We start from the raw sequence: 20,401 nt of genomic DNA on the forward strand, positions 1-20,401 counted from the left end.
TGGTGGTCAGCCATGACGACAGCCTGCAGCCGTTGTTCGATCGCACCATTTCACTGACCGAGATCAACCAGGCAGGTGCCGGCCATGCTTGAGCTTGCCTGGGCCAGCCTGCGCAGCCGCGCGTTGAGCGTGGGCCTGACCGTGCTGGTCATCACCCTCAGCGTGCTGCTGCTGCTGGGCGTCGAGCGTGTACGCACGCAGGCGCACGAGGGGTTTGCCAGCACCGTATCGGGCACCGATCTGATCGTCGGTGCGCGTTCGGGACCGGTGAACCTGCTGCTGTATTCGGTGTTCCATATCGGCGACCCGACCAACAACGTGTCCTGGCAGTCCTACCAGGAGCTGTCCGCATTGCCGCAGGTGAAGTGGTCGGTGCCGTTGTCGCTGGGCGATTCCTGGCGCGGCTACCGGGTAGTGGGTACCACTGGCGGCTACTTTGAACACTATCGTTATGGTTCCGGCCACGCGCTGGCCTTTGCACAGGGGCGGCCCTTCGATGATCTGTATGACGCGGTGATCGGCGCGGAGGTGGCTCGCGCGCAGAAGGTCGGCCTCGGCGACGAGATCGTGCTGGCGCACGGCACCGGCGCGGTCACGCTGGCCACGCATGCCGACAAGCCGTTCCGCGTTGCCGGCATCCTGCAGCGCACCGGCACGCCGGTGGATTCGTCGCTGCTGGTCTCGCTGCCGGCCATCGAGGCGATCCATGTTGACTGGCGATCGGGCGTGCAGCTGCGCAGCCAGAGCGTCAGCGCCGAGCAGGCGCGCCACCTGGACCTGACCCCGACCAGCATCACCGCCTTCATGCTCGGCCTGAACTCGCGCATCTCCACGTTCTCGGTACAGCGCAGGATCAACGAGTATCCGGACGAGGCGATGCTGGCGATCCTGCCCGGCGTGACCCTGCAGCAGCTGTGGCAGTCGCTGGGCACCGCCGAGCGAGCCCTGCAGCTGATCAGTGCAATGGTGGTGCTGCTGGGCATGGTCTCGCTGGTGGCGCTGCTGGTCTCCACCCTGCAGGAGCGGCGGCGCGAGATGGCCATCCTGCGTGCCACCGGTGCGCGACCGGGCTACATCGCGGGCCTGCTCGTGGTGGAAGCGGTGGCGACCAGTGCGGTGGCCAGCGTGCTGGCCCTGTCGCTGCTGGTGGTCGCCAGCATTGCCGGGCGCGGCTGGGTACTGGCCACCTTCGGTCTGTCGATCACCCATGTCTGGCCGGATGGCCGTGAACTGGCATGGGCTGCGGGCGTGCTGCTGATCAGCGCCGTAGCCGGGCTGGTCCCGGCGTTGCTCGCTTACCGGCGCACCTTGGCCGATGGCCTTTCACCGGGAGGCTGAGCATGCGATGGATGCGGGTAGTGGCAATGGTGCTGGCGCTGGCCGCCTGTGAGCGGCCGGTGGATACCGGCGTACAGGCCTTGCCACCCTCGCCGGTCGTCGACCGCGATGACCCTGCAGGCGCTGTGGAGCAGGAGCTGGACTGGTTGCAGATGATGCCCAAGGACGAGCTGGCCGCGCTGGAGCGGGGCGAGGGCCCGGAGGTCGAGCACAACGGCAACCGGCGCATGCCGCAGTTCGGTACCTTCCGCACGGTGGACACGGTCCTGCAGCGGCCGGTGCGCCTGCCGGGTTACGTGGTGCCACTGGCCAACGCGCAGGACGGGCGGCTGACCGAATTCCTGTTCGTGCCGTACTACGGCGCCTGCATCCACGTGCCACCACCGCCACCGAACCAGATCGTGCACGTAGTGCTGCCGCGCCCGATCGAGATGCCGGACATGTACTCACCGTTCTTCCTGGCGGGCACCCTGCGCGCCGAACGGTTGGATGACGATCTGGCCGGTTCGGCCTACACCATGCGTGACGCACAGCTGAGGCCCTATGAACCGTAGTCACCTGTTGCTGGCGGCGGGATGCCTGTGGTTGGCAGGCTGTACGGCGCCGGGCGGCGATGCCTTGGTGGTCGGGCCGCAGGACAAGCCGGCGCCCTCCGCCACGGCCGAAGCCCCCATCGACCGTTGGGACGCGTTGCGACCCGAAGAAGTGAGCTACCAGCGCCCACCCCCGCAGATCGGCCTGTCACGCAATGGCATGGAGGGCGTGGGTGGCCTGATCGACGACACCGGCTCGGGCACGCCACCGGGGCTGGAGATCGACCATTCCAGCCCGGACCGGGCCAAGCAGTTCGGCTCCTCGCGCGTGGTCGACGCTGTCGACGGTCGCGCGGTGGATCTGGATGGCTACGTGGTGCCGCTCGGCACCAACGATGCCGGCCTGGTCGATGAACTGCTGTTCGTGCCGTTCTACGGCGCGTGTATCCATGTGCCGCCGCCGCCACCCAACCAGATCATCCACGTGACCCTGGCGACACCGATCGCGCTGGGCGATCTGTGGGATCCGTACCGGCTTGCCGGCCGCCTGCAGGTGAAGCGTTTCGACGCGGACATCGCCAGCGCGTCCTACGATGCCGCGGCAGCCACGCTGACGGCGATCCGCAACTGATGCGCAGGCGATGGCTCATGGCTACCGGGGTGTTGCTGGGCGCGGTGGTGCTGCTGGTGTGGTGGCAGCGGCAGCGCGCACCCACCGCGCCGCCTGCGGTCGCGTTTCCGGCACCGGCGTCCGATGCCAGCCAGCGTATCGAACAGCGTCTGGGTGATGACCCCGCGTTTCGCAACGACGTGCTCTTCCTGCTCGCAGCAACATTGCGCGACCGCTGCCAGCCGGCGCAGGCGGGGCTGCTGGCGCGCATGGCCAATCGTGCATCGCTGCCGGTGCTGGCGGCAGTCAGCGCGGTGACCCAGCAGGACCCATCGCTGGACCGGCCGATCTACCAGTACATCCAGCACCGCGCCGATGCGACGCCGTGCGGGCAGCCGCTGCAGATGCCGTTGGCCGGTGGGCGCAGCATGGCCGTGGACATCGAACAGTATGCGCGCACGTTTCCGGACAGCTACTTCGACCCGCAACGCAGCAGCGAACCGCGGGATTCTGGTGGACTGTCGCTGCAGCAGCGTGCCGGCAACGCCTGCAACAGCGTGGTGTATTCGGTGCTGCCGCTGGGTGGCGCCGACTGGCGGTGCAGCAGCCTGCGCGCGAATGCCCGTGCGCGGGTGCGCGGCCTGTGCGAGGACGAGCTGCGGCGCCAGCATGGGGGAACTGGCGGGGAACTGGACATGGCCGTGGGGAAGGGCATGCAGGCGGCGGTGGTATCGGCGATTGCCGCACTGCCGGAAGATTGCCGGTGATGATCCCTGACACGGGGCACGACCCGGCATGAGGGGCACGACAACATGAACATTGCCCGGGCCCCAATCTGAATTGGTGGCGCTGTTTTCATAACTATACAGGACATCCTGTATAGTTATGGCCGTATTCCATCCCCGATCAGGTTCTCCCATGGCTTTGTCCCAGCCCTTGGCCGGTGCGCCGGCCCTGTCGCGTGCCCGTCGCTGGGCACTGTTGTTCACCGTCGCCGCTGGCCTGCTGCTGGTCACGCTCGACAACTCCGTGCTCTACACCGCGCTGCCCACCCTGACTGAGGAACTCTCGGCCAGTGCCGGCCAGGCGCTGTGGATCATCAACGCCTATCCGCTGGTGATGGCCGGCCTGCTGCTGGGCGCGGGCACGCTGGGCGACCGCATCGGTCACCGGCGCATGTTCCTGATCGGCCTGGTGGTGTTCGGCGTCGCCTCGCTGGCAGCGGCGTTCGCCGACACCGCAACGCAGCTGATTGCCGCACGTGCATTCCTGGCGATCGGTGCGGCGGCGATGATGCCGGCCACGTTGGCGTTGATCGGACTGAGCTTCCACGAAGAACGCGAACGCAACATCGCCATCGCGATCTGGGGTTCGGTCGCCATCGTCGGTGCGGCGCTCGGCCCGATCATGGGCGGCTGGCTGCTGCAGCACTTCTGGTGGGGCTCGGTGTTCCTGATCAACGTGCCGGTGGTGGTGGTCGCGTTCGTGGCCACGCTGCTGCTGGCGCCGGAAGGACAGCGCGACACCTCGCGGCCATGGGACCTGGTGTCGTCAGTGCTGGCATTGGCTGCACTGTCCGGCCTGGTGCTGGCGATCAAGTCGCTGATCGCCACGCCGCCCTCATATGCGCTGGGCGCAGCCGCGCTGGTGTTGGCCGTCATCAGCGGTGCGGCGTTCGCGCGCCGCCAGCAGCAGCTGCCGTACCCGCTGCTGGACTTTGCGATCTTCCGTAATCCGGCGTTCCTGGCCGGCACGCTGTCGGCGGTGTTCACCCTGTTCGCGATGGCCGGCCTGCAGTTGGTCACCACGCAGCGCTTCCAGCTGGTGGCAGGTTTCACGCCGCTGCAGGCGGGCCTGCTGGTGTCGGTGGCGGCACTGGGCAGCCTGCCCAGTGCGCTGCTCGGCGGCAGCATCCTGCACCGGGTTGGCCTGCGCCCGCTGATCTGTGGTGGCCTGGCCGCAGGTGCGCTGGGCGTCGGCGTGGTGGCGTTCGGCTTCCTGCACGGCCTTGATTGGGTGGTGGCTGGCATGGCCATCACCGGCTTCGGTATGGGTTCGGCCATCTCGGTGGCGTCCACCGCCATCCTCAACAACGTGCCGGCGCACCGTGCGGGCATGGCCTCGTCGGTGGAAGAAGTGTCCTATGAGTTCGGTGGCCTGCTGGCGGTGGCGATGCTGGGCAGCCTGAGCGCCGCGATGTACAGCGCGTTCCTGCCGGTCTCGGCCGATATGCCCGCGCTTGCCCGCGAGGGTTTCACCCAGGCGCTGCATGCCGCGCGCGCGAGCGGGCAGGGCGAGTGGTTCGCACTGGCTGCGGCCGCGTATGACCGTGGCTACCAGATCGTGCTGCTGGTGATCATGGCGGTGCTGGCGCTGGGGGCGGCGATCATCGCGCGCCTGCTGCGCGGCCGCGTCGGCAGCCGCGAGGGCGCGGCCGATCGCGTAAAATGAAGCGATGAGAACCAGCAAGCGCGATCGCATCCTCGACGCCGCCGTCAACGTGATCAATCGTGACGGCGTGCGTGCGGTGACCTTTGAGTCGGTGGCGGCCGAGGCCCAGCTGACACGCGGTGGCCTGCTGTATCACTTCCCGTCCCGCGAGGCGCTGCTGCGGGGGATCGACGAACACCTGGTACAGGCCTGGGAGACGTCGATGGAAGCGTTGCTGGGCAAGACCGCCGAGCAGGCCACTGCGTTGGAGCGTTACCAGACCTTCGTGCGCGTGTCGGCCCAGAGCGCCACCCGTGCCGAGCTGATGTTCATGCTCGAATCGGCCGACCCGGACGCCGAAGAGCGCCCGTGGGGACCGGCGGTGCGTCGCTGGGCACCGCTGCCGCCGGAGGCGGGTACAGCGGAAGACAGCGCAGCGCTCGACAATTTCGTGGCGCGGCTGGCCGCCGATGGCCTGTGGATCTACGAGGCGATGTACGAAGGGCAGCTGGACGAAGGCGTACGTGCCCAGGTTGCCGAGCGCATCGCCGGGCTGCTGGCGAAGTCTGATGGGTCACCGCACTTGTAGCGTCGAGCCATGCTCGACTGCTCTCCGGTCAGGCAACGAAACCCCCGCGCTTCGCGCGATAGCTGACCCGCGGTCGACTCTACCCGTTACCTATTTACCCAGCCGGCGCTGCGCTCGCGGCCAACCACGCCCTCGGCGAGGCCCCCAACCGTTTGCGGAACGCTTTCGACAGCGACGCGGTATCGGCAAAGCCCACCTCGATCGCCACCTGCTTGACCGCCACGCCGGCCCTCAATTGCGCGCAGGCCAGGCTCAGCCGCCAGTCCAGCAGATAACTGGCCGGCGTTGCCTGCATCACGTCCTTGAACACGGCCGCGAACGCGCTGCGCGACATGCCGGCCGTCGCGGCCATGCGCGGCAGCGTCCATTCGTCCTGTGGCGCCTGGTGCATCGCCACCAGTGTGCGTGCCAGCCGTACATCGGACAGCCCCCGCATCAGCCCATGGCTGACGCCGGCCGCATCCGGGTGGTCCACCACCCAGCGCAGGATCTGGATCAGCGCGACCTCGAACAGGCGGTTGGTCAGCAGCCGTGAACCACAGCGCTGGCGATCGGCCTCGGCGAACAGCAGGTGCAGGGTGTCATCCAGTTCGCCGATCGCGGCCAGTGGCACCACCATCACCGGCGGCAGCGACTGCACGATCGGATTACGCGCGCCGCCATCGAAATCCAGCGTGGCGCAGGTGAAATCCGGGCCTTCCAGCGGTGCATTGAAGAACACATGGTGCAGCGGTTGCGGATACAGCAGCAGGCTGGGTGTGTCGATCTTCAACCGGGGCAGCGCGATATCGCCGTCGGGATGACGGACCTCCATTTCACCCTGGCGCAGGATGTGCAGGAAGGCACGACCGGGCTGCGGCTCGAAGACATGGCGCCCGCACAGCGGACCGCTGTGGAACAGCGCGGCCTGCACCCGGAAGCGTTCCAGAAGGGAGGAGAGACGGTCGGGTGGGGAGGTGTCGGTGGGCGTGCTCATGGATGAATGGACAACATGTGTGGCTGATTGCGCCTGAAGCGTCCAGCGAGTCTACCTAGGATGAGCGGGTCGTCCAATCCCGGGCGCTTTCCCAAGGAGATCCACCATGTCCCGTGTCCCCCTGATCGATGCCGCCAACACCACCGCCGACCGCGAGGCCCTGCTGGGTCAGGTCCACGCTGCCTTCGGCGCCACCCCGGCCATGTTCCGCGCCGTGGCCAACTCGCCAGCCGCCCTGCAGAGCATGTGGGGTTCGTTCGGCGCGCTGGGCGGCGGTCGCCTGTCGCCGCTGCTGGGCGAGCAGATCGCCGTGGCCATCGCCAACCGCAATGCCTGCGAGTATTGCCTGGCCGCACACACCGCGCTGGGCCGCAAGGCGGGTGCCAGCAGCGAGCAGATGGCCGCTGCACAGATCGGTCAGTCCAGTGACCCGGCTACCTCCGCTGCCCTGGACTTCGCGCTGAAGGTAGTCGAGCAGCGTGCGCAGGTCACCGATGGCGATGTGCAGGCGCTGCGTGCGGCCGGCTTCGACGATGAGCAGATCGTTGAGATCCTCGCCCACGTAGCGCTCAACCTGTTCACGAACTACGTCAACGTAGCGTTCGACGTGCCGGTGGACTTCCCGAAGGTGGCGCTGCGCTGAGCTGTGCCAGACCGGGGGCGTCGTGCTCCCGGTCGTTCTCAGTCGTCCCGGTTATCGTTCGCCTGCAGCCGCTCGGGATGGGTATACACGTTGAATCCGCGCTCCCGCGCGAACCCGACCAGGCACAGGCCTGCACTACGGGCAAGGTCGATCGCCAGCGCGGTCGGTGCCGAGACAGCAGCCAGTACGCTGACGCCGGCCCGTACGGCTTTGCTGACCATTTCGTAGCTGGCGCGGCTGGAAATCACCAGCAGCCCCCCCTCGATCGTGTGTTCATTGTGATGCAGGGCGCCGATCAGCTTGTCCAGCGCGTTGTGGCGGCCGACGTCTTCGCGCACCCAGCCGATGCGACCGCTGGCGTCGGCCCAGGCCGCGGCATGGGTCGAACCGCTCACCGCATTCATCGGCTGATGCTGCACCAGCGTGGCCAGCGCCCGTTGCAGGGCTGCTGGCGGGTAGGTTCGCCGTTCGCGCACCTCGGGCAGTGGCCGCAGCACTTCCTCCAGCTGGCGCGTGCCGCACAGGCCGCAGCCACCGTGGCCGGGCAGCAGGCGCCCGTTGGCCGGATCCAGGTCGGCACCGGGTGCATCCTCGGTCACGGTCATCTGCAGCTCGATGCCTTCCAGTTGCGGTCGTACCTCGATGGCCAGCAATTGGGCAGGCGTAGCGATCAATCCCTCGCTGAGCGAGAACCCCAGCGCAAAGTCCTCCAGGTCGCAGGGTGTGGCCATCATCACCGCGAAGGCGGCGCCGTTGTAACGCAGCGCCACCGGCACTTCCTCGGCCACCACGTCGATCTGCGGCTGCTGCCCCTTGCTGCGCCAGCGCTGCAACGGGCGCAGGGCCGTGCCGGCAGGCGGGGTGTGCGGTGGGGGCGAATCTGGCATGCAGCGCGTCCGGACTAAGGAAATACGCAGGTGGTGGACCACCCGCGGCATCGAGAATAGCGCAGTGGCCGTGCGCTGACGCAGGTGTAACCGTTGTCATGGCAGGCTGCGCTGAAAACAGCGCGCAGCCACTGGCGAAGCCGTGCAGGCCGTGTTTGACTGTGGGGCTGGCCGTGCGATTGAAAGCGCCGCCGGACTGCGATGTGCCCATTGTTGCCGCGTTCCTACCGTAAGGTCCCCGAACATGTCCGAGCAGAAGCCACCGCGTTACAAGCCGTACAACCAGCCGGCCGGTGGCTGGGGTGCCGCCGGTGCCACGGCCAAGGTGCTGCTGCAGCAAAGCGTGATCGGCAAAGGCTCGAAGGCGTTGCTGGCGATGAACCAGCCGGGTGGCTTCAAGTGCCCCAGCTGTGCGTTCCCCGACGCCGACGAACGCAAGAAGCTGGAGTTCTGCGAGAACGGCGCGAAGGCACTGGCCTGGGAAGCCACCCAGTTCCGCGCCGGCCGCGAGTTGTTCGCCCAGCACACCGTCACCGAACTGATGGCGCAGACCGACTACTGGCTGGAGATGCAGGGCCGGCTGACCGAGCCGATGCGCTACGACGCAGCCACCGACCACTACGTGCCGTGCAGCTGGGATGATGCCTTCGCGCTGATCGGCCGCCACCTGCAGGCGCTGGACAGCCCGCACCAGGCCGAGTTCTACACCTCCGGGCGCACGCCCAATGAAGCGGCGTTCCTGTATTCGATCTTTGTGCGCGAGTTCGGTACCAACAACTTCCCGGACTGCTCGAACATGTGCCACGAGCCGACCAGCCGCGGCCTGCCGCCGGCCATCGGGGTGGGCAAGGGCACGATCGTGCTGCAGGATTTCGAGCACGCCGAGGCGATCTTCGTGATCGGCCAGAACACCGGCACCAATTCACCGCGGATGATGAGCAACCTGGTCGAGGCGCGCAAACGCGGCATCCCGATCGTGGCGGTCAATCCGATGCCCGAGCGCGCGCTGATCCGCTTTGCCGAGCCGCAGGACGTGGTGCAGATGGCCACGTTCGGTTCGACCGAGATCACCAGCGAGTTCGTGCACATCCGTATCGGCGGCGACCTGGCTCTGATCAAAGGCATGATGAAGGTGATGTTCGAGCGCGAGGCGCAGGGCGAGCGCGTGCTCGACCATGATTTCCTGTCAGAACACACGGTGGGGCTGGAGGCGCTTCGCGAAGACGTGATGGCGCAGGACTGGGACGAGATCGTGCAGGTGTCCGGCATTTCGCAGGCGCAGATCCGACGCTGTGCGGAGATCTACATCCGCTCCAAGGCCACCGTGATCTGCTACGGCATGGGGCTGACCCAGCACCAGTATGGCTCGCGCCTGCTGCAGCAGGTCGCCAGCCTGCTGATGCTGCGCGGCAACTTCGGCAAGCCCGGTGCGGGCATCGGGCCGATCCGTGGGCATTCCAATGTGCAGGGCGACCGCACCGTCGGCATCGACGAGAAGCCCAAGCCGGCCTATCTGGACCGCGTGCAGCAGGTGTTCGGCTTCGATCCGCCGCGTGAGCATGGCCATCATGTGGTCGAATCCATCGAGGCGATGCTGGACGGCAGCGCCAAGGTGTTCATCGGCCTGGGTGGCAACTTCATCCATGCGGTGCCCGATACGCCTCGCGCGTATGAAGCGATGCGTGGGCTGGACCTGACCGTGGGCATCGCCACCAAGCTCAACCGCGGTCATCTGGTTCATGGCCGCGATGCGCTGATCCTGCCGGTGGTGGCGCGCTCGGAGCGCATCGTCACGCCGGCCGGCGAGCAGTTCGTCACCATCGAAGACGCGATGTCGAACGTGACCGCCTCGCGCGGCGTGCTCGAACCGGTCAGCACCGAGGTGCTGCCCGAGGTCGAGATCGTCTGCCGCATGGCGATGGCCGCACTGCCAGACAGCAAGGTCGACTGGGCGCGGTGCATGCACGACTATGCGCCCATCCGCGATCTGATCGCTGCCGTGTACCCGGAGATCTACACCGGCTTCAACGAGCGCATCCAGCAGCCACACGGTTTCCATCTGGACATTCCGCCGCGCCGCCGCGTCTGGCCCACGCCCAATGGCAAGGCCAACATCCTGGTGATGCCCGGCCTGGACGTGGACGATCCGGTGCACGATCCGGACATGTTGCGGTTGGCCACCGTGCGCTCGCACGACCAGTACAACACCACCATCTACAGCTACAACGACCGCTATCGCGGCGTGTACAACGATCGCATGGTGCTGTTCATGAACATCGAGGACCGGCTGGCGCGCGGACTGCAGAAGGAGGCGCTGGTCAGCCTGGAGACGATCAGCGGCGATGGCGTGCAGCGGCGCATCGAGGGCCTGACCGTGCTGGACTACCCGATGCCGCGCGGCGCGCTGGCCGGTTACTACCCGGAGCTGAACCCGTTGTTGCCGCTGGACTACTACGACCGCATCAGCGGCACGCCCGCCGCCAAGTCGATTCCGGTGCGGGTGCAGGCGATGGCCGCGGCGATTGCGTAGCGCGCGCATCGGCTATCATCGGCGTGTGAACCTGTCTGGCCTGCTGCTGCGATGGACGTTGCTTGTCGCCCTGGTGCTGAATGCACCGGCGCTGGCGCTCGCCGCGTCTTCGTACAGCGGCCCGGCCAGCCAGGACCATTGCGCTGCACCGCACTCGGCGGCCATGGCCGGATGCTGCGACGATGCAGCATCAACGGTCTGCCAGAGCAATGAGTGCGAATGCCCGCCGGCCAGCCTCGGCATGCTGGCCTCCCTGAGCGGAACGCCCGCCTTGCCATGGCGTGAGGCGCCTTTGCCAGCCAGCACCCAGCAACGCGCACCGCCGCCGTTGCCGGACCCGTTACGGCCTCCCATCGTGTGATTCCCTGCAGGCCTCAAGTGCCTGCCATAGCTGCTCGACTCATTCTCGACTCTGCCTGTGCCTTCGATGTACAGGCAGCGGGCCGCGTTGCCCGCATCTGCAAAGGAATCAACACCATGAACCGTTCTCTCTCCCTCGGCCTGCTGCTGGGCACCGTGCTGGCCACCACCGCCTGCGCGCGTGCCGCTGAAGAATCCGCCGCCACACCGGTTGCCAGCGACGCCCCTGCGGCACCGATCATGGCCGGTCCGTCGCAGGTGGATCCTGCACTGCCCATCGCCATCGTGCACAAGACTGCCAGCTGTGGCTGCTGCGGCATCTGGGTCGATCACCTGAAGGCCGAAGGCTTCCAGGTGGATGTGCGCGACACCGACGACATGAACCCGATCAAGGTCCGCCTGGGTGTACCGGTCGGCAAGGCGTCCTGCCACACCGCCGAGATCGGTGGTTACGTGGTTGAAGGCCACATTCCGGCCGAGGACATCAAGCGACTGCTGGCCGAGCGACCGGCGGTGCGCGGGCTTGTGCTGCCCGGAATGCCGGCCGGTTCGCCGGGCATGGAAATGCCCGACGGCTACGTGCAGCCGTACACTGTCGAGCTGGTGCGCACCGACGGCAGCACCGAGCCGTTTGCCCAGCACGGGCAGGGTGGCTGATGGTCGCAGGTGCCGGTCGCCCTGAGCGGCACCTTCCCACGTGTCCTGTGTAGAGCCGAGCCCACGCTCGGCTGTTTTCTTCCGGCAAGCCGAGCGTAGGCTCGGCTCTACAGGATCAGCGGTGTGCCGCAGTTTCCTTGGCCAGCTGCGCGTCGAACGTCTTCTCGGCCGCATTCGCGTAGGCGCTGCAGGTCAGTGCCTTGGCGCCGGCCTTGCTGCCGGCGGCATAGTTCCAGTTGCTGGCACCCGGGTGCGGGGTCAGCAGCAGATCGCAGGGCAGGCCGCGCACGGTAGTGAAGCTGCGCTTGTAGTCCTCGATCAGGCGCGGATAGCGCGGGTTGCCCTCCAACTGGTAGCCCGGCGCGCTCAGGCTGTCGGCGTAGGCGATGCGCACCGGCTTGCCGTCGCGCGTATCGGTCCAGGTCCAGGCGGTGCTGCCCGGGGTGTGCCCCGGCATGAAGTGCGCGGTGAATGCGATGCCGCCCACCGTGACCACTTCGCCATCCATGATGATGCGGTCGGCGCTGGTGGGCGGATAGGTGATGCCGTCGCCAAAGTGCAGGTCGTTGCTGCCGCCGCGCGCCAGCAGCACCGCTGATTCGGCATTGGCCACCACGTGCGCGCCGGTGCGACGCTTGAGCTCGGCCACCGGGCCGGCGTGGTCGGCATGCGCATGGCTGAGCAGAATCAGTCGCAGGTCCTTCGGGGCCACGCCGCGCACCTTCATGTTGTCCAGCAGGTGGCCGGCCATCTGTGGCATGCCGCCGTCCAGCAGCACTGCGCCCTCGGCGGTCTGTACCAGCAGCGCGGTCAGGTTTTCGGTACCGATCTGCCAGGTGTGGTCGGCGATCTGCAGCGGTGCCATCGGCTGCAGCCAGGAGGTGTCCACGGTGTAGGCCCGCAGCTGCGGCAGTGGTGCCTCGGCGGCACTGGCGTGCGCGACCGGAACAGCAGCGGTCAGGGCGAAGGCGAGCAGGGAACAACGCATGGTTCACGTCCGTTTGAAGGAGGCCCAGAAACTAGCATGGGCCCCCTTCATCGCGTCTCGCATAGATTTCATGGCTCCCATAAGGGCGCCATCGATCAGTACCGGTACTGCCACCCCAGCGTCAGCACCCGGCCGCGGCCGGAGAAATAGCTCGGATTCGACGGCGTGGTCTGCGAGTAGTAGCTGATGTACTGCTTGTCCGCCAGGTTCTGCACGCCCAGCGTGAAGGCGTGCTTGTCCAGCGTATAGCGCGCGACCAGATCCAGAGTGGTGTAACCCTTGAACTCCGCCACCTGCGCGCCACGCAGGTCGAAATCACGGTCGAAGGCATGGCTGGCCTGCAGGCGCGTGCTGAGCTGCGGCGTCCAGCTCTGTTCCCAGAACGCGGTCAGCCGGTTCGGTGCGATGTTCACACCAGCCAGGTCGCTGTCGAGGCGACCGTCGACGTCGGCGTCGTAGCGGCCGTTGGCGCGCGCATAGCCCAGGCCAAGCCGGCTGTCGCCCAACCGCAGGCGCAGGTTGCTTTCAAAGCCTTCCACGCGGGTGGCCTGGCGCTGCACCGCATAGGCATCGATGCCCGGATCGTAGATCAGTACCGAGCCGAGCTTGGATTCGGAGATGTAGTAGGCGATGTCGCCGCTGAAGCGGCCATCGTCGTACTCCAGGCCGATCTCGCGGTTGTCCGACACCACCGGTGACAGGTCGATGAGGCTGTCCACGCGTTGTCCGTCGCGGTTGATCGCGCGCAGCACGCGGCCGACGTCGGCCACGGTGTAGCCTTCCGAATACGAGGCGTAGGCGTTGAGGCGATCGTTGATGTACCAGACCGCGCCGAAGTTGGGCAGGGCCTCGCTCATGGTCGGCTTGCCGCCAGCCACCTTGCGGGCGCCGTAGCGGGGCAGGGTGGTGTAGTCACCCACCTCCAGCTCGCCCTTCTCGTAACGCAGGCCGCCGGACAGCATCAGGTGATCGGTCGGCCACCAGTGCAGCTGCAGCAGCGGTGACAGGCTCTGGTAGGTGGTCTGCGGCACCCAGTTCATGCCACTGGCCAGCAGCACCTGGTGGGTGCGGTCGCGCAGGCCGTCCAGGCCCAGGGTCACGTCCAGCGTGGTGTCGGCGACGCGGGTCCAGCTCTGGGTCAGCTTGAAGCCGCGCTTGTCCGATTCGTTCTGGGTCTGGTCCCAGGCGGCGTTGGCGCCGGTGTTGCCCCACGGGTCCCACTGGCTGGCACCGTAGCGGCCTTCGAAATCCACCGCGAAGGCCTGCGCCTGGAAACGGCCACCGAGCAGGTCGGCGGCGCTGTAGTCCACCGTCAGCGAACGCGAGCGGTTCATCGGCGGATCGAGTGGCGTATCGCCGGGGACCGAAATGGTCGGGCGACCGGTCCGATAGTCACCGTTGATGGCCAGGTAGTTGTCCATCCCGCGCAGTTCGTAGCGGTTGGCCATGACCTGCAGGCGATGGCCCTCGGCAATGTTCCAGCCCAGCTTGGCGAACACGTTCGATGAGGTCGAGTCCATCAGCTCGCCCTGCGCGTTGGTGCCGATCGATCGGCCCTCGCCGTCGTGGTACAGGCCCTGCTTCTCATAGGCCAGGCCAGCCACCAGGTCGAACTGCTCGCCGCGCACGCCCACCAGGGCCGAGCCGCGCTGGCCATTGTCGTCGTGGCGGCTGGGCAGGGCAGCGCTGTAGCTGACGTTGGTGTCGAGCAGGAACGCGCCCGGCTCACTGGGCGCACTGCGGGTGATGATGTTGACGATGCCGCCGGTGCCGCCGATGCCCTGCAGCGCGTTGGCGCCGTGGATGACCTCGATGCGTTCGATCATCGCCGGGTCGATGGTGTGCGAATCACGCGAGCCATCGCGCAGCGGCGTGGACTGCGGCACGCCGTCGACCATGTACAGGATGCCGCGGCCACGCAGGGTTTCGCCGTAGTTGGACATCTTTTCGCGCGCCGGGGCAAATGCCGGGATCTGTGACGACAGCACCCGCGACACATCCGAACCCAGCGCCAGCTGCTGGGCGATGTCCTCGCGGGTCAGCACCGTGATGGTATTGGGCATGGCGGTCTCGCCCTGCGGCATGCGCGCGGTCGAGGCCGAGACCGTAACGCGGGCCAGCGACGTCGTCGTGGCGGATGACGGCGCCGATGATGCGGCCCGGGCCGGGGTGCGCGGCTTCGCCGGCGCTGGCGCGGCACTCACCACGAACACACCCGGCGAACGTTCCTGCATCGCCAGGCCTTGCCCGGCCAGCAGCCGCTGCAGGGCCTCACGCGGGGTGTAGCGGCCATCAACAGCCGGGGCGCTGCGGCCGCTCACGCTGTCGGCGGCGAACAACAGCTGGATGCCACTCTGCCGCGCCAGCGAGTTGAGCGAAGCCTGCAACGGGCCGGCCGGCAGGTGCAGCTCGATGGGCGCTGACGCAGCGGTCTGCGCCGTGGCGGGCAGGGCCGCACACAGGCAGACAGCGAGCAGGGTGGGGGCCAGCCGGCGCAGAGCGGCAGGCGGAACAGGGCGGGTCATGCGGGGGTCCTTCGGAAGGGTTCAAGCACTTGCCGGATGGGACGGCGCGCAACCCACCCTCGGTGTGGCATTCAATCGCGGGCGCGCAGATGCAGGCTGCCATCGGTGCCGGCATGCACCTGCACCGGCAGGATCTCGGGCAGCAGCGCGAGTACGGTCTCGGCGCGGTCGGCATCGAAGACGCCCGACACCTGCAGGGGCCCCAGCGCTGGGTCGTCCAGCACGATGGGACGGTCGTGATAGCGCTGCAGGATGCGCAGGACCTCGGTCAGTGGCATGCGGTCGAACTGCAGGCGTCCGGTGGTCCAGTCCGCCTGCTCTGGATCGATGGCTTCCGGAGGTGACAGCGAACCGCGCTGGGCCAGCAGGCGCTGCCCTGGCTTCAGCCGCTGTTCGCTGCCGCCCTCGTCGACGCGCACGCCGACCTCGCCGCGCCACAGTGTCACTTCGCTCAGTTCCCCCTGGCGGTCGACGTCGAACACCGTGCCGTAATTGCGCACGTGGACCGGGCCGGCATCCACCCCGAAGCGTCGCCAGGCCGAGTGCTGCACCTCGAAGCGTGCCCGCCCTTGTTCCAGCAGCACCTGCCGGGAGCGCAGATGGCGGCGCACCTGCACGCGGGTGCCTGCATCCAGCTGTACCCGACTGCCGTCGGCCAGGACGAGTTCACGGCGTTCGCCCACGCCGGTCTGGTAATCGCGGACCTGCCAGGCCGGGTCGGCCACGAGTACGGCGCCGGCCAGCACCAGCAACACGGGCAGTACCCGCTTCGCGCCGCCACCCCGGCGGCGCAGCGTTTCCGGGTCGGGCAGCGGAAAGCGTTGCTTCAGGGCGTCCCGATGCTGGTCCAGGATCTGGTCGGTGCTGGGGACTTCGGGTGGCGGCGGTGGTGCAGGTGCATCGCTCATTGCAGCGTGCCCTGCTGGCGGCAATCGGCCATGGCCAGCCGCAGGTGACGCTCCACCGCCTTCAGGCCGATGCCCATGCGCTGCGCGACGTCGGCCTGCGGCAGCGCGTGGATCTTGTGCAGGATGAAGACCTGCCGGCGCCGGCAGGGCATGCGCTCGATGGTCGCGCTCAGGCGCTGCAACGCCTGCTGTCCCTGCGCCTGCTGCTCGGGGCCTGGGCGTGGGCAGGCGTCATCGGGCAGTTCGGCACGCGACTCCACCCAGTGCCGGCGCAGAGCCTCGGCGCGGCAGCGGTCCACCGCCGCATCGTGGGCGATGCGCCGCAGCAGTGCGATGGGTTGCCGTGCATCGTAGGCGGCGGGGCGTTCCAGCAGCCGCACGCAGACGTCGTGCACCACTTCACGGGCCAGCCCTGGCGACCGGAAACGGCAGCGCAGGTACTCCACCAGTTCCTCGTAGTGGCGCACCAGCGAGGACACCAGCGGCAGCGCAGGAGGGTGTGGGGAAGGTAGTTGGGACATCCGGACCGGAAGCAGGGGCAAGGGGCGGGCACGGGGAGGGCATCCCTGCGCGATGACGCAATACTAATGGGAACCGTTCTCGTTTGCTATGTGGTTCGGGGATCGGGATTGTTCGGCGAGGCTGGAAAGTGAAACCACGATCATCGGCTGGAGCGCAGAATCGGCCGCGGCTAGCCTGCCAGCAGGCTCAAGGAGATGGACCATGCACGTGCTTCTGGTGATGGTGGGTGGGGTGCTGTTGTTGGGGGTGTTCCTGCTCTTCGGGCGGCTGTGGAGCGTAGGCCAGTCACAGCTGCCCACGGCCCTGATCGCGTTCATCGCCACCTGGCTGCTGGTGACGGTGGCCAACATGTGGGTGGGCGTGAGCAAGGCCGGCTACGCCGTCCGGGAGGAGCTGCCGAGCCTGCTGCTGGTGTTCGCGGTGCCGGCCTTGCTGGCCGGTCTGCTGTACTGGCGCCTGGCGCGCTGAAGGACGGCCATGAGCACACGACTGCGACTGCCTGCCCTGCGCCAGCGCGATGGCCACCACGCCCGCGTGACCTACGAAGAGCTGTTCTTCGACCTCGTCTACGTGTTTGCGGTTACCCAGCTCAGCCACCATCTGCTGCATCACCTGGATCTGGTCGGGGTGATGCAGACCCTGGTGCTGTGGTTCGCGGTCTGGCTGGGCTGGCAGTACGCCTGCTGGGTCAGCAACTGGTTCGATCCGGAGGCGCCACGCATCCGCAGCCTGCTGTTCGTCACCATGCTGCTGGCGTTGCTGATGTCCTCGTCCATTCCCGAGGCCTTCGCTGAACGCGCCTGGGTCTTCGCGGGGGCCTACGCCACCATGCAGGTCGGGCGCACGGTGTTCGTGCTGCTGGAGGTCGGGCGCAACCATCCGCTGGCGCCCAATTTCCGCCGCATGCTGGCGTGGGTGAGCGTGTCGGCCTGCTTCTGGCTGGCAGGCGCTGCTGCCGAGGGCAACCTGCGCCTGGCCTTGTGGGCGGTGGCGGTGGCCTGCGAGTACATCTCGCCGATGTTCGGCTTCGCGTTTCCGGGGTTGGGCCGTTCGCACACCCGCGAGTGGACCATCGAAGGCGGGCACCTGGCCGAACGTTGCCAGTTGTTCGTCATCGTCGCGCTGGGTGAAACGTTGCTGGCCACTGGCGGCGTGCTCAGCGAGGTCGAGCACTGGAGCGGCGATGTGGTCTCGGCGGTGCTGGCCACCTTCGCCGGCACCATCGCCATGTGGTGGTTGTATTTCGGCATCTCCAGCCGCGATGCCACCGCGGCGATCACCCATTCCGAGGACGCCGGGCGGATGGGGGCCAACTTCCACTACGTGCATGCGCTGCTGATCGCCGGCATCATCGCCACCGCGGTCGGCAATGACCTGGTCATGGACCATCCTGGCGCGGCGGTGACCCTGGTCTACGCTACGGTGCTGGTTGCCGGACCGTTGATCTACCTGCTGGGCAGCGCCTTGTACAAGCGCATCGTGTACGGGCGCGCCCCGTATTCGCATCTGGTCGGTGCAGTGGCGTTGGTCGTGTTGGGGGTGGTTTTGCCGCACACCCATCTGCTGGGCGCCGGCTGGCTGACCAGCGCGGTGCTGCTGGCGGTGGGCTTGATGGATACGCAGTTGAAGCGTCGCCTGCGGCGCGCATGATCCGCACGCGCCGTTGCCGCATGATCGACGAGGGAGAGCAGGATGCAGGGCGAAGCGCGCGGAACCTTTGAAGTGAAGCTGCTGCCGATCGGTGGCAACGACGGCCCGATCGGGGTGATGTCGATCGACAAGGTCTTCCATGGTGACCTGCAGGGCAGCAGTGTCGGCCAGATGCTGGCATTCCGCAGCCCGGTGCAGGGCTCAGCGGGCTATGTGGCGATGGAACGGGTAACGGCCACGCTGGCTGGGCGTCAGGGCGCTTTTACCTTGCAGCACAACGGTCTGATGACTCGGGGAACGCCGGAGCTGAACGTGGTGGTGGTGCCCGATTCGGGCAGTGAAGGGCTGCTCGGCTTGAGCGGAATCCTGGAAATCACCATCAGTGAAGGCCGCCACGACTACCGGTTGGTCTATGTGTTGCCGGAGCCGGAATAGACCGTTCCCGGAGTCAAGCGCTGCCGGCCTGCAGGCGGTCATACATCCGCACCAGGTCGACCAGGGTGCGTGCGCCCATCTTGCGCATCACCTGCGCACGGCGCACCTTCACCGTGATCTCGCTGACGCCGAGGTCGCCGGCGATCTGCTTGTTGAGGCGGCCGCGTACCACGCCATCGACCACCTCGCGCTCGCCCGCGTTCAGCGAATCCCAGCGTTGCTGGAGCGCGCCGAGCACGTCGCCCTCGCGGCGGCGCTGGCGGTCGATCTCAATGCCCTTGTGGATGGCATCCAGCAGTTCCTGGTCGCGGAAGGGCTTGGTCAGGAACTCGATGGCCCCGTCCTTGATCGCGTTGACGCCCATCGCGATGTCGCCGTGGCCGGTGATGAACACCACGGGCAGCTGCAGGCCGTGACTGCCCATCGTGCGATGGAACTCCAGCCCACTCTGGCCGGGCATGCGCACGTCCAGCACCAGGCAGGCCGGTGCATCTTCCAGTTCGTGTTCGAGGAACGCCTGGGTGGAAGCGAAGGCGCGCACCTGCAGGCCCATCGAGGCCAGCAGGTCTTCCAGTGCCGCGCGCACCGACGGGTCGTCGTCGATTACGTAGACGATGGGTGCTGGATCAATGGCTGGGGCAGCGGGCTTACGCATGTTGAACGTCCGTGGCGATGGGCAGGTCGAAGACGAAGCAGGCACCGCCGCCTGCTGGTCGTTCGGCGCGGATATGGCCGCCGTTGGCCTCGATCATCGAGCGGCTCAGGCTGAGGCCCAGGCCGAGGCCGTTCGACTTGGTGGTCCAGAATGCATCGAACACGCGGTCGGGCTGCTCTGCCGGCAGGCCGATACCACGATCGCGCACGCTCAGGCTGACGTGGCCGTGCCCATCATGCGCGGTCAGCAGCGACAGCCTGCGCTCGCCCGTGGGCGTACCGGCCATCGCGTCGACGGCGTTGAGGATGAGGTTGCCGATCACCTGCTGCACCTGCACGCGATCGGCATGGGCAGGGGGCAGGTCACTGCCCAGCACCAGCGCGACCGTCACACCATGCTGCTCCAGTTCGCTGTGCGACAGCGCCAGCATTTCCTCCACGGCCTGGTTGAGGTCGAAGGCCTGGCGCTCAGGTGCAGCGCCCTGGGTCAGGCCGCGGATGCGGGCGATCACGTCACTGGCACGATGGGCGTCGGCGACGATGCGGGCGATGGTCTGACGTGCCTTGTCCAGGTTCGGTGGATCCTGGGCCAACCAGCGCTGGCTGGCCTCGGCGCTGCTGGCGATGGCCGCCAACGGCTGATTCACTTCATGCGCGATGGAGGTGGTCAGCTCGCCGACGGTGGAGGCGCGGGCAACCCGCAGCAGGCGGGCCTGCGCATCCTGCACCGCGGCCTTGGCCGCTTCCATCTTCAATGCCAGATATGTGGTGATGCCGATCACCAGCATGCCGATCGCTGAATTGACCAGGCCGATGCGGTAGGTGCCGAAGCGGGTCAGGAAGAAACTGAGGCCGGTCAACGCGATGCAGACCGCGGCAAGCAGGATGAGACCGCGTGCGGGCAGGCGCCGTGACGCCGCCAGGATGACGGCAGCGTAGAAGCAGGCGGCGGCAACGGCGTAGTCGGTAACCGTATCGACCAGGAAGATGGCCGCCATCACGATGATCAGGGCCAGCACGACCAGGGGGCGGCGGGGTGACAGCGATGGCATCGGGATGGCTCCCTGGCGTGGGTGGAAAGGATAGCAAAGCGCTGTTCGGTAGATGCCGACCTTGGTCGGCATGGGTTGTGCGCGGTCATGGTGCCTGACGGATTGTGCCGACCA

General features: G+C 67.4%; 21 protein-coding genes and 1 pseudogene. 14 read left to right on the plus strand and 8 right to left on the minus strand.

All coding sequences use genetic code 11. The features are described 5' to 3' along the window. From N5D20_RS03630 to N5D20_RS03660, 7 genes and pseudogenes are all read left to right on the plus strand, one after another. Nucleotides 1–92, plus strand: a pseudogene (locus N5D20_RS03630) (ABC transporter ATP-binding protein); the annotation flags it as partial. Next, nucleotides 85–1,338 carry an FtsX-like permease family protein gene (locus N5D20_RS03635; protein WP_279914982.1) on the plus strand — a complete coding sequence of 418 codons (1,254 nt, stop codon included), beginning with the start codon at nt 85–87 and terminating at the stop codon, nt 1,336–1,338. The pseudogene N5D20_RS03630 and the gene N5D20_RS03635, both read left to right, overlap by 8 nt. Nucleotides 1,339–1,340: 2 nt before the next feature. Next, the gene (locus N5D20_RS03640; protein ID WP_043396119.1) at nt 1,341–1,892 is read left to right on the plus strand and encodes a DUF3299 domain-containing protein; all 552 of its coding nucleotides are present in this window, start codon (nt 1,341–1,343) and stop codon (nt 1,890–1,892) included. Further along, nucleotides 1,882–2,502, plus strand: a complete 621-nt coding sequence (locus tag N5D20_RS03645) for a DUF3299 domain-containing protein (RefSeq protein ID WP_279914981.1) — start codon at nt 1,882–1,884, stop codon at nt 2,500–2,502. Before N5D20_RS03640 ends, N5D20_RS03645 begins: the two co-directional genes overlap by 11 nt. After that, entirely contained in the window at nt 2,502–3,248 is a 747-nt protein-coding gene (locus tag N5D20_RS03650; RefSeq protein WP_279914980.1) for a hypothetical protein, read from the plus strand. Before N5D20_RS03645 ends, N5D20_RS03650 begins: the two co-directional genes overlap by 1 nt. A 151-nt stretch (nt 3,249–3,399) precedes the next feature. After that, nucleotides 3,400–4,932, plus strand: a complete 1,533-nt coding sequence (locus N5D20_RS03655) for an MFS transporter (protein ID WP_279914979.1) — start codon at nt 3,400–3,402, stop codon at nt 4,930–4,932. 4 nt (nt 4,933–4,936) lie between these two features. Further along, nucleotides 4,937–5,500: a TetR/AcrR family transcriptional regulator gene (locus tag N5D20_RS03660; RefSeq protein ID WP_049455145.1), complete on the plus strand. Its 564-nt coding sequence runs from the start codon at nt 4,937–4,939 to the stop codon at nt 5,498–5,500. A gap of 94 nt (nt 5,501–5,594) precedes the next feature. Here the strand turns inward: N5D20_RS03660 and N5D20_RS03665 are convergent, their stop codons facing one another. After that, entirely contained in the window at nt 5,595–6,476 is an 882-nt protein-coding gene (locus N5D20_RS03665) for an AraC family transcriptional regulator (protein ID WP_049455146.1), read from the minus strand. A gap of 106 nt (nt 6,477–6,582) precedes the next feature. Here N5D20_RS03665 and N5D20_RS03670 point away from each other — a divergent pair, with 106 nt between their 5' ends. Beyond that, nucleotides 6,583–7,119, plus strand: coding sequence for a peroxidase-related enzyme (locus N5D20_RS03670; RefSeq protein ID WP_019337220.1), 537 nt, complete (start codon nt 6,583–6,585; stop codon nt 7,117–7,119). A gap of 38 nt (nt 7,120–7,157) precedes the next feature. Here N5D20_RS03670 and fdhD read toward each other — a convergent pair whose 3' ends face one another. Beyond that, complete coding sequence (fdhD, locus tag N5D20_RS03675) at nt 7,158–8,006, minus strand: formate dehydrogenase accessory sulfurtransferase FdhD (RefSeq protein WP_279914978.1); 849 nt, start codon at nt 8,004–8,006, stop codon at nt 7,158–7,160. Nucleotides 8,007–8,250: 244 nt separating this feature from the next. On the opposite strand from fdhD, the gene N5D20_RS03680 reads away from it, so the two are divergent. The 3 genes from N5D20_RS03680 (at nt 8,251) to N5D20_RS03690 (ending at nt 11,553) form a co-directional block, all read left to right on the plus strand. Next, nucleotides 8,251–10,536, plus strand: coding sequence for an FdhF/YdeP family oxidoreductase (locus tag N5D20_RS03680; protein WP_100445871.1), 2,286 nt, complete (start codon nt 8,251–8,253; stop codon nt 10,534–10,536). Between the two features lie 25 nt (nt 10,537–10,561). Further along, nucleotides 10,562–10,897 (plus strand): hypothetical protein, encoded by a 336-nt coding sequence (locus N5D20_RS03685; RefSeq protein ID WP_100053440.1) that lies wholly within the window; start codon nt 10,562–10,564, stop codon nt 10,895–10,897. Between the two features lie 116 nt (nt 10,898–11,013). After that, nucleotides 11,014–11,553, plus strand: coding sequence for a DUF411 domain-containing protein (locus N5D20_RS03690; RefSeq protein ID WP_100051404.1), 540 nt, complete (start codon nt 11,014–11,016; stop codon nt 11,551–11,553). Nucleotides 11,554–11,668: 115 nt separating this feature from the next. Here N5D20_RS03690 and blaL1 read toward each other — a convergent pair whose 3' ends face one another. From blaL1 to N5D20_RS03710, 4 genes are all read right to left on the minus strand, one after another. After that, the gene (gene blaL1 / locus N5D20_RS03695; protein ID WP_279947550.1) at nt 11,669–12,541 is read right to left on the minus strand and encodes a L1 family subclass B3 metallo-beta-lactamase; all 873 of its coding nucleotides are present in this window, start codon (nt 12,539–12,541) and stop codon (nt 11,669–11,671) included. A 95-nt stretch (nt 12,542–12,636) separates the two neighbouring features. Beyond that, nucleotides 12,637–15,066, minus strand: coding sequence for a TonB-dependent receptor (locus N5D20_RS03700; RefSeq protein WP_279914312.1), 2,430 nt, complete (start codon nt 15,064–15,066; stop codon nt 12,637–12,639). A 71-nt stretch (nt 15,067–15,137) separates the two neighbouring features. After that, nucleotides 15,138–15,974, minus strand: coding sequence for a FecR domain-containing protein (locus N5D20_RS03705; RefSeq protein ID WP_191849436.1), 837 nt, complete (start codon nt 15,972–15,974; stop codon nt 15,138–15,140). Beyond that, nucleotides 15,971–16,495 carry an RNA polymerase sigma factor gene (locus tag N5D20_RS03710; RefSeq protein ID WP_164191151.1) on the minus strand — a complete coding sequence of 175 codons (525 nt, stop codon included), beginning with the start codon at nt 16,493–16,495 and terminating at the stop codon, nt 15,971–15,973. Before N5D20_RS03710 ends, N5D20_RS03705 begins: the two co-directional genes overlap by 4 nt. Nucleotides 16,496–16,697: 202 nt before the next feature. On the opposite strand from N5D20_RS03710, the gene N5D20_RS03715 reads away from it, so the two are divergent. Genes N5D20_RS03715 through N5D20_RS03725 form a run of 3 tightly spaced genes read left to right on the plus strand, consistent with a single transcriptional unit; the run spans nt 16,698 to nt 18,581 of the window. Beyond that, nucleotides 16,698–16,964: a hypothetical protein gene (locus N5D20_RS03715; RefSeq protein WP_197653955.1), complete on the plus strand. Its 267-nt coding sequence runs from the start codon at nt 16,698–16,700 to the stop codon at nt 16,962–16,964. A 9-nt stretch (nt 16,965–16,973) separates the two neighbouring features. Beyond that, entirely contained in the window at nt 16,974–18,146 is a 1,173-nt protein-coding gene (locus N5D20_RS03720; RefSeq protein ID WP_057503982.1) for a low temperature requirement protein A, read from the plus strand. A gap of 42 nt (nt 18,147–18,188) precedes the next feature. After that, nucleotides 18,189–18,581, plus strand: a complete 393-nt coding sequence (locus N5D20_RS03725; RefSeq protein WP_171954360.1) for a DUF3224 domain-containing protein — start codon at nt 18,189–18,191, stop codon at nt 18,579–18,581. A gap of 13 nt (nt 18,582–18,594) precedes the next feature. Here the strand turns inward: N5D20_RS03725 and N5D20_RS03730 are convergent, their stop codons facing one another. Together N5D20_RS03730 and N5D20_RS03735 are read right to left on the minus strand one after the other, a co-directional pair. Next, nucleotides 18,595–19,236, minus strand: coding sequence for a response regulator (locus tag N5D20_RS03730; protein WP_010485466.1), 642 nt, complete (start codon nt 19,234–19,236; stop codon nt 18,595–18,597). Further along, nucleotides 19,229–20,287, minus strand: a complete 1,059-nt coding sequence (locus N5D20_RS03735; protein ID WP_049481054.1) for an ATP-binding protein — start codon at nt 20,285–20,287, stop codon at nt 19,229–19,231. Before N5D20_RS03735 ends, N5D20_RS03730 begins: the two co-directional genes overlap by 8 nt. Between the last annotated feature and the right edge of the window lie 114 nt (nt 20,288–20,401).

Source organism: Stenotrophomonas sp. GD03877, from assembly GCF_029840555.1.
Taxonomy (GTDB): Bacteria; Pseudomonadota; Gammaproteobacteria; order Xanthomonadales; family Xanthomonadaceae; genus Stenotrophomonas; species Stenotrophomonas geniculata.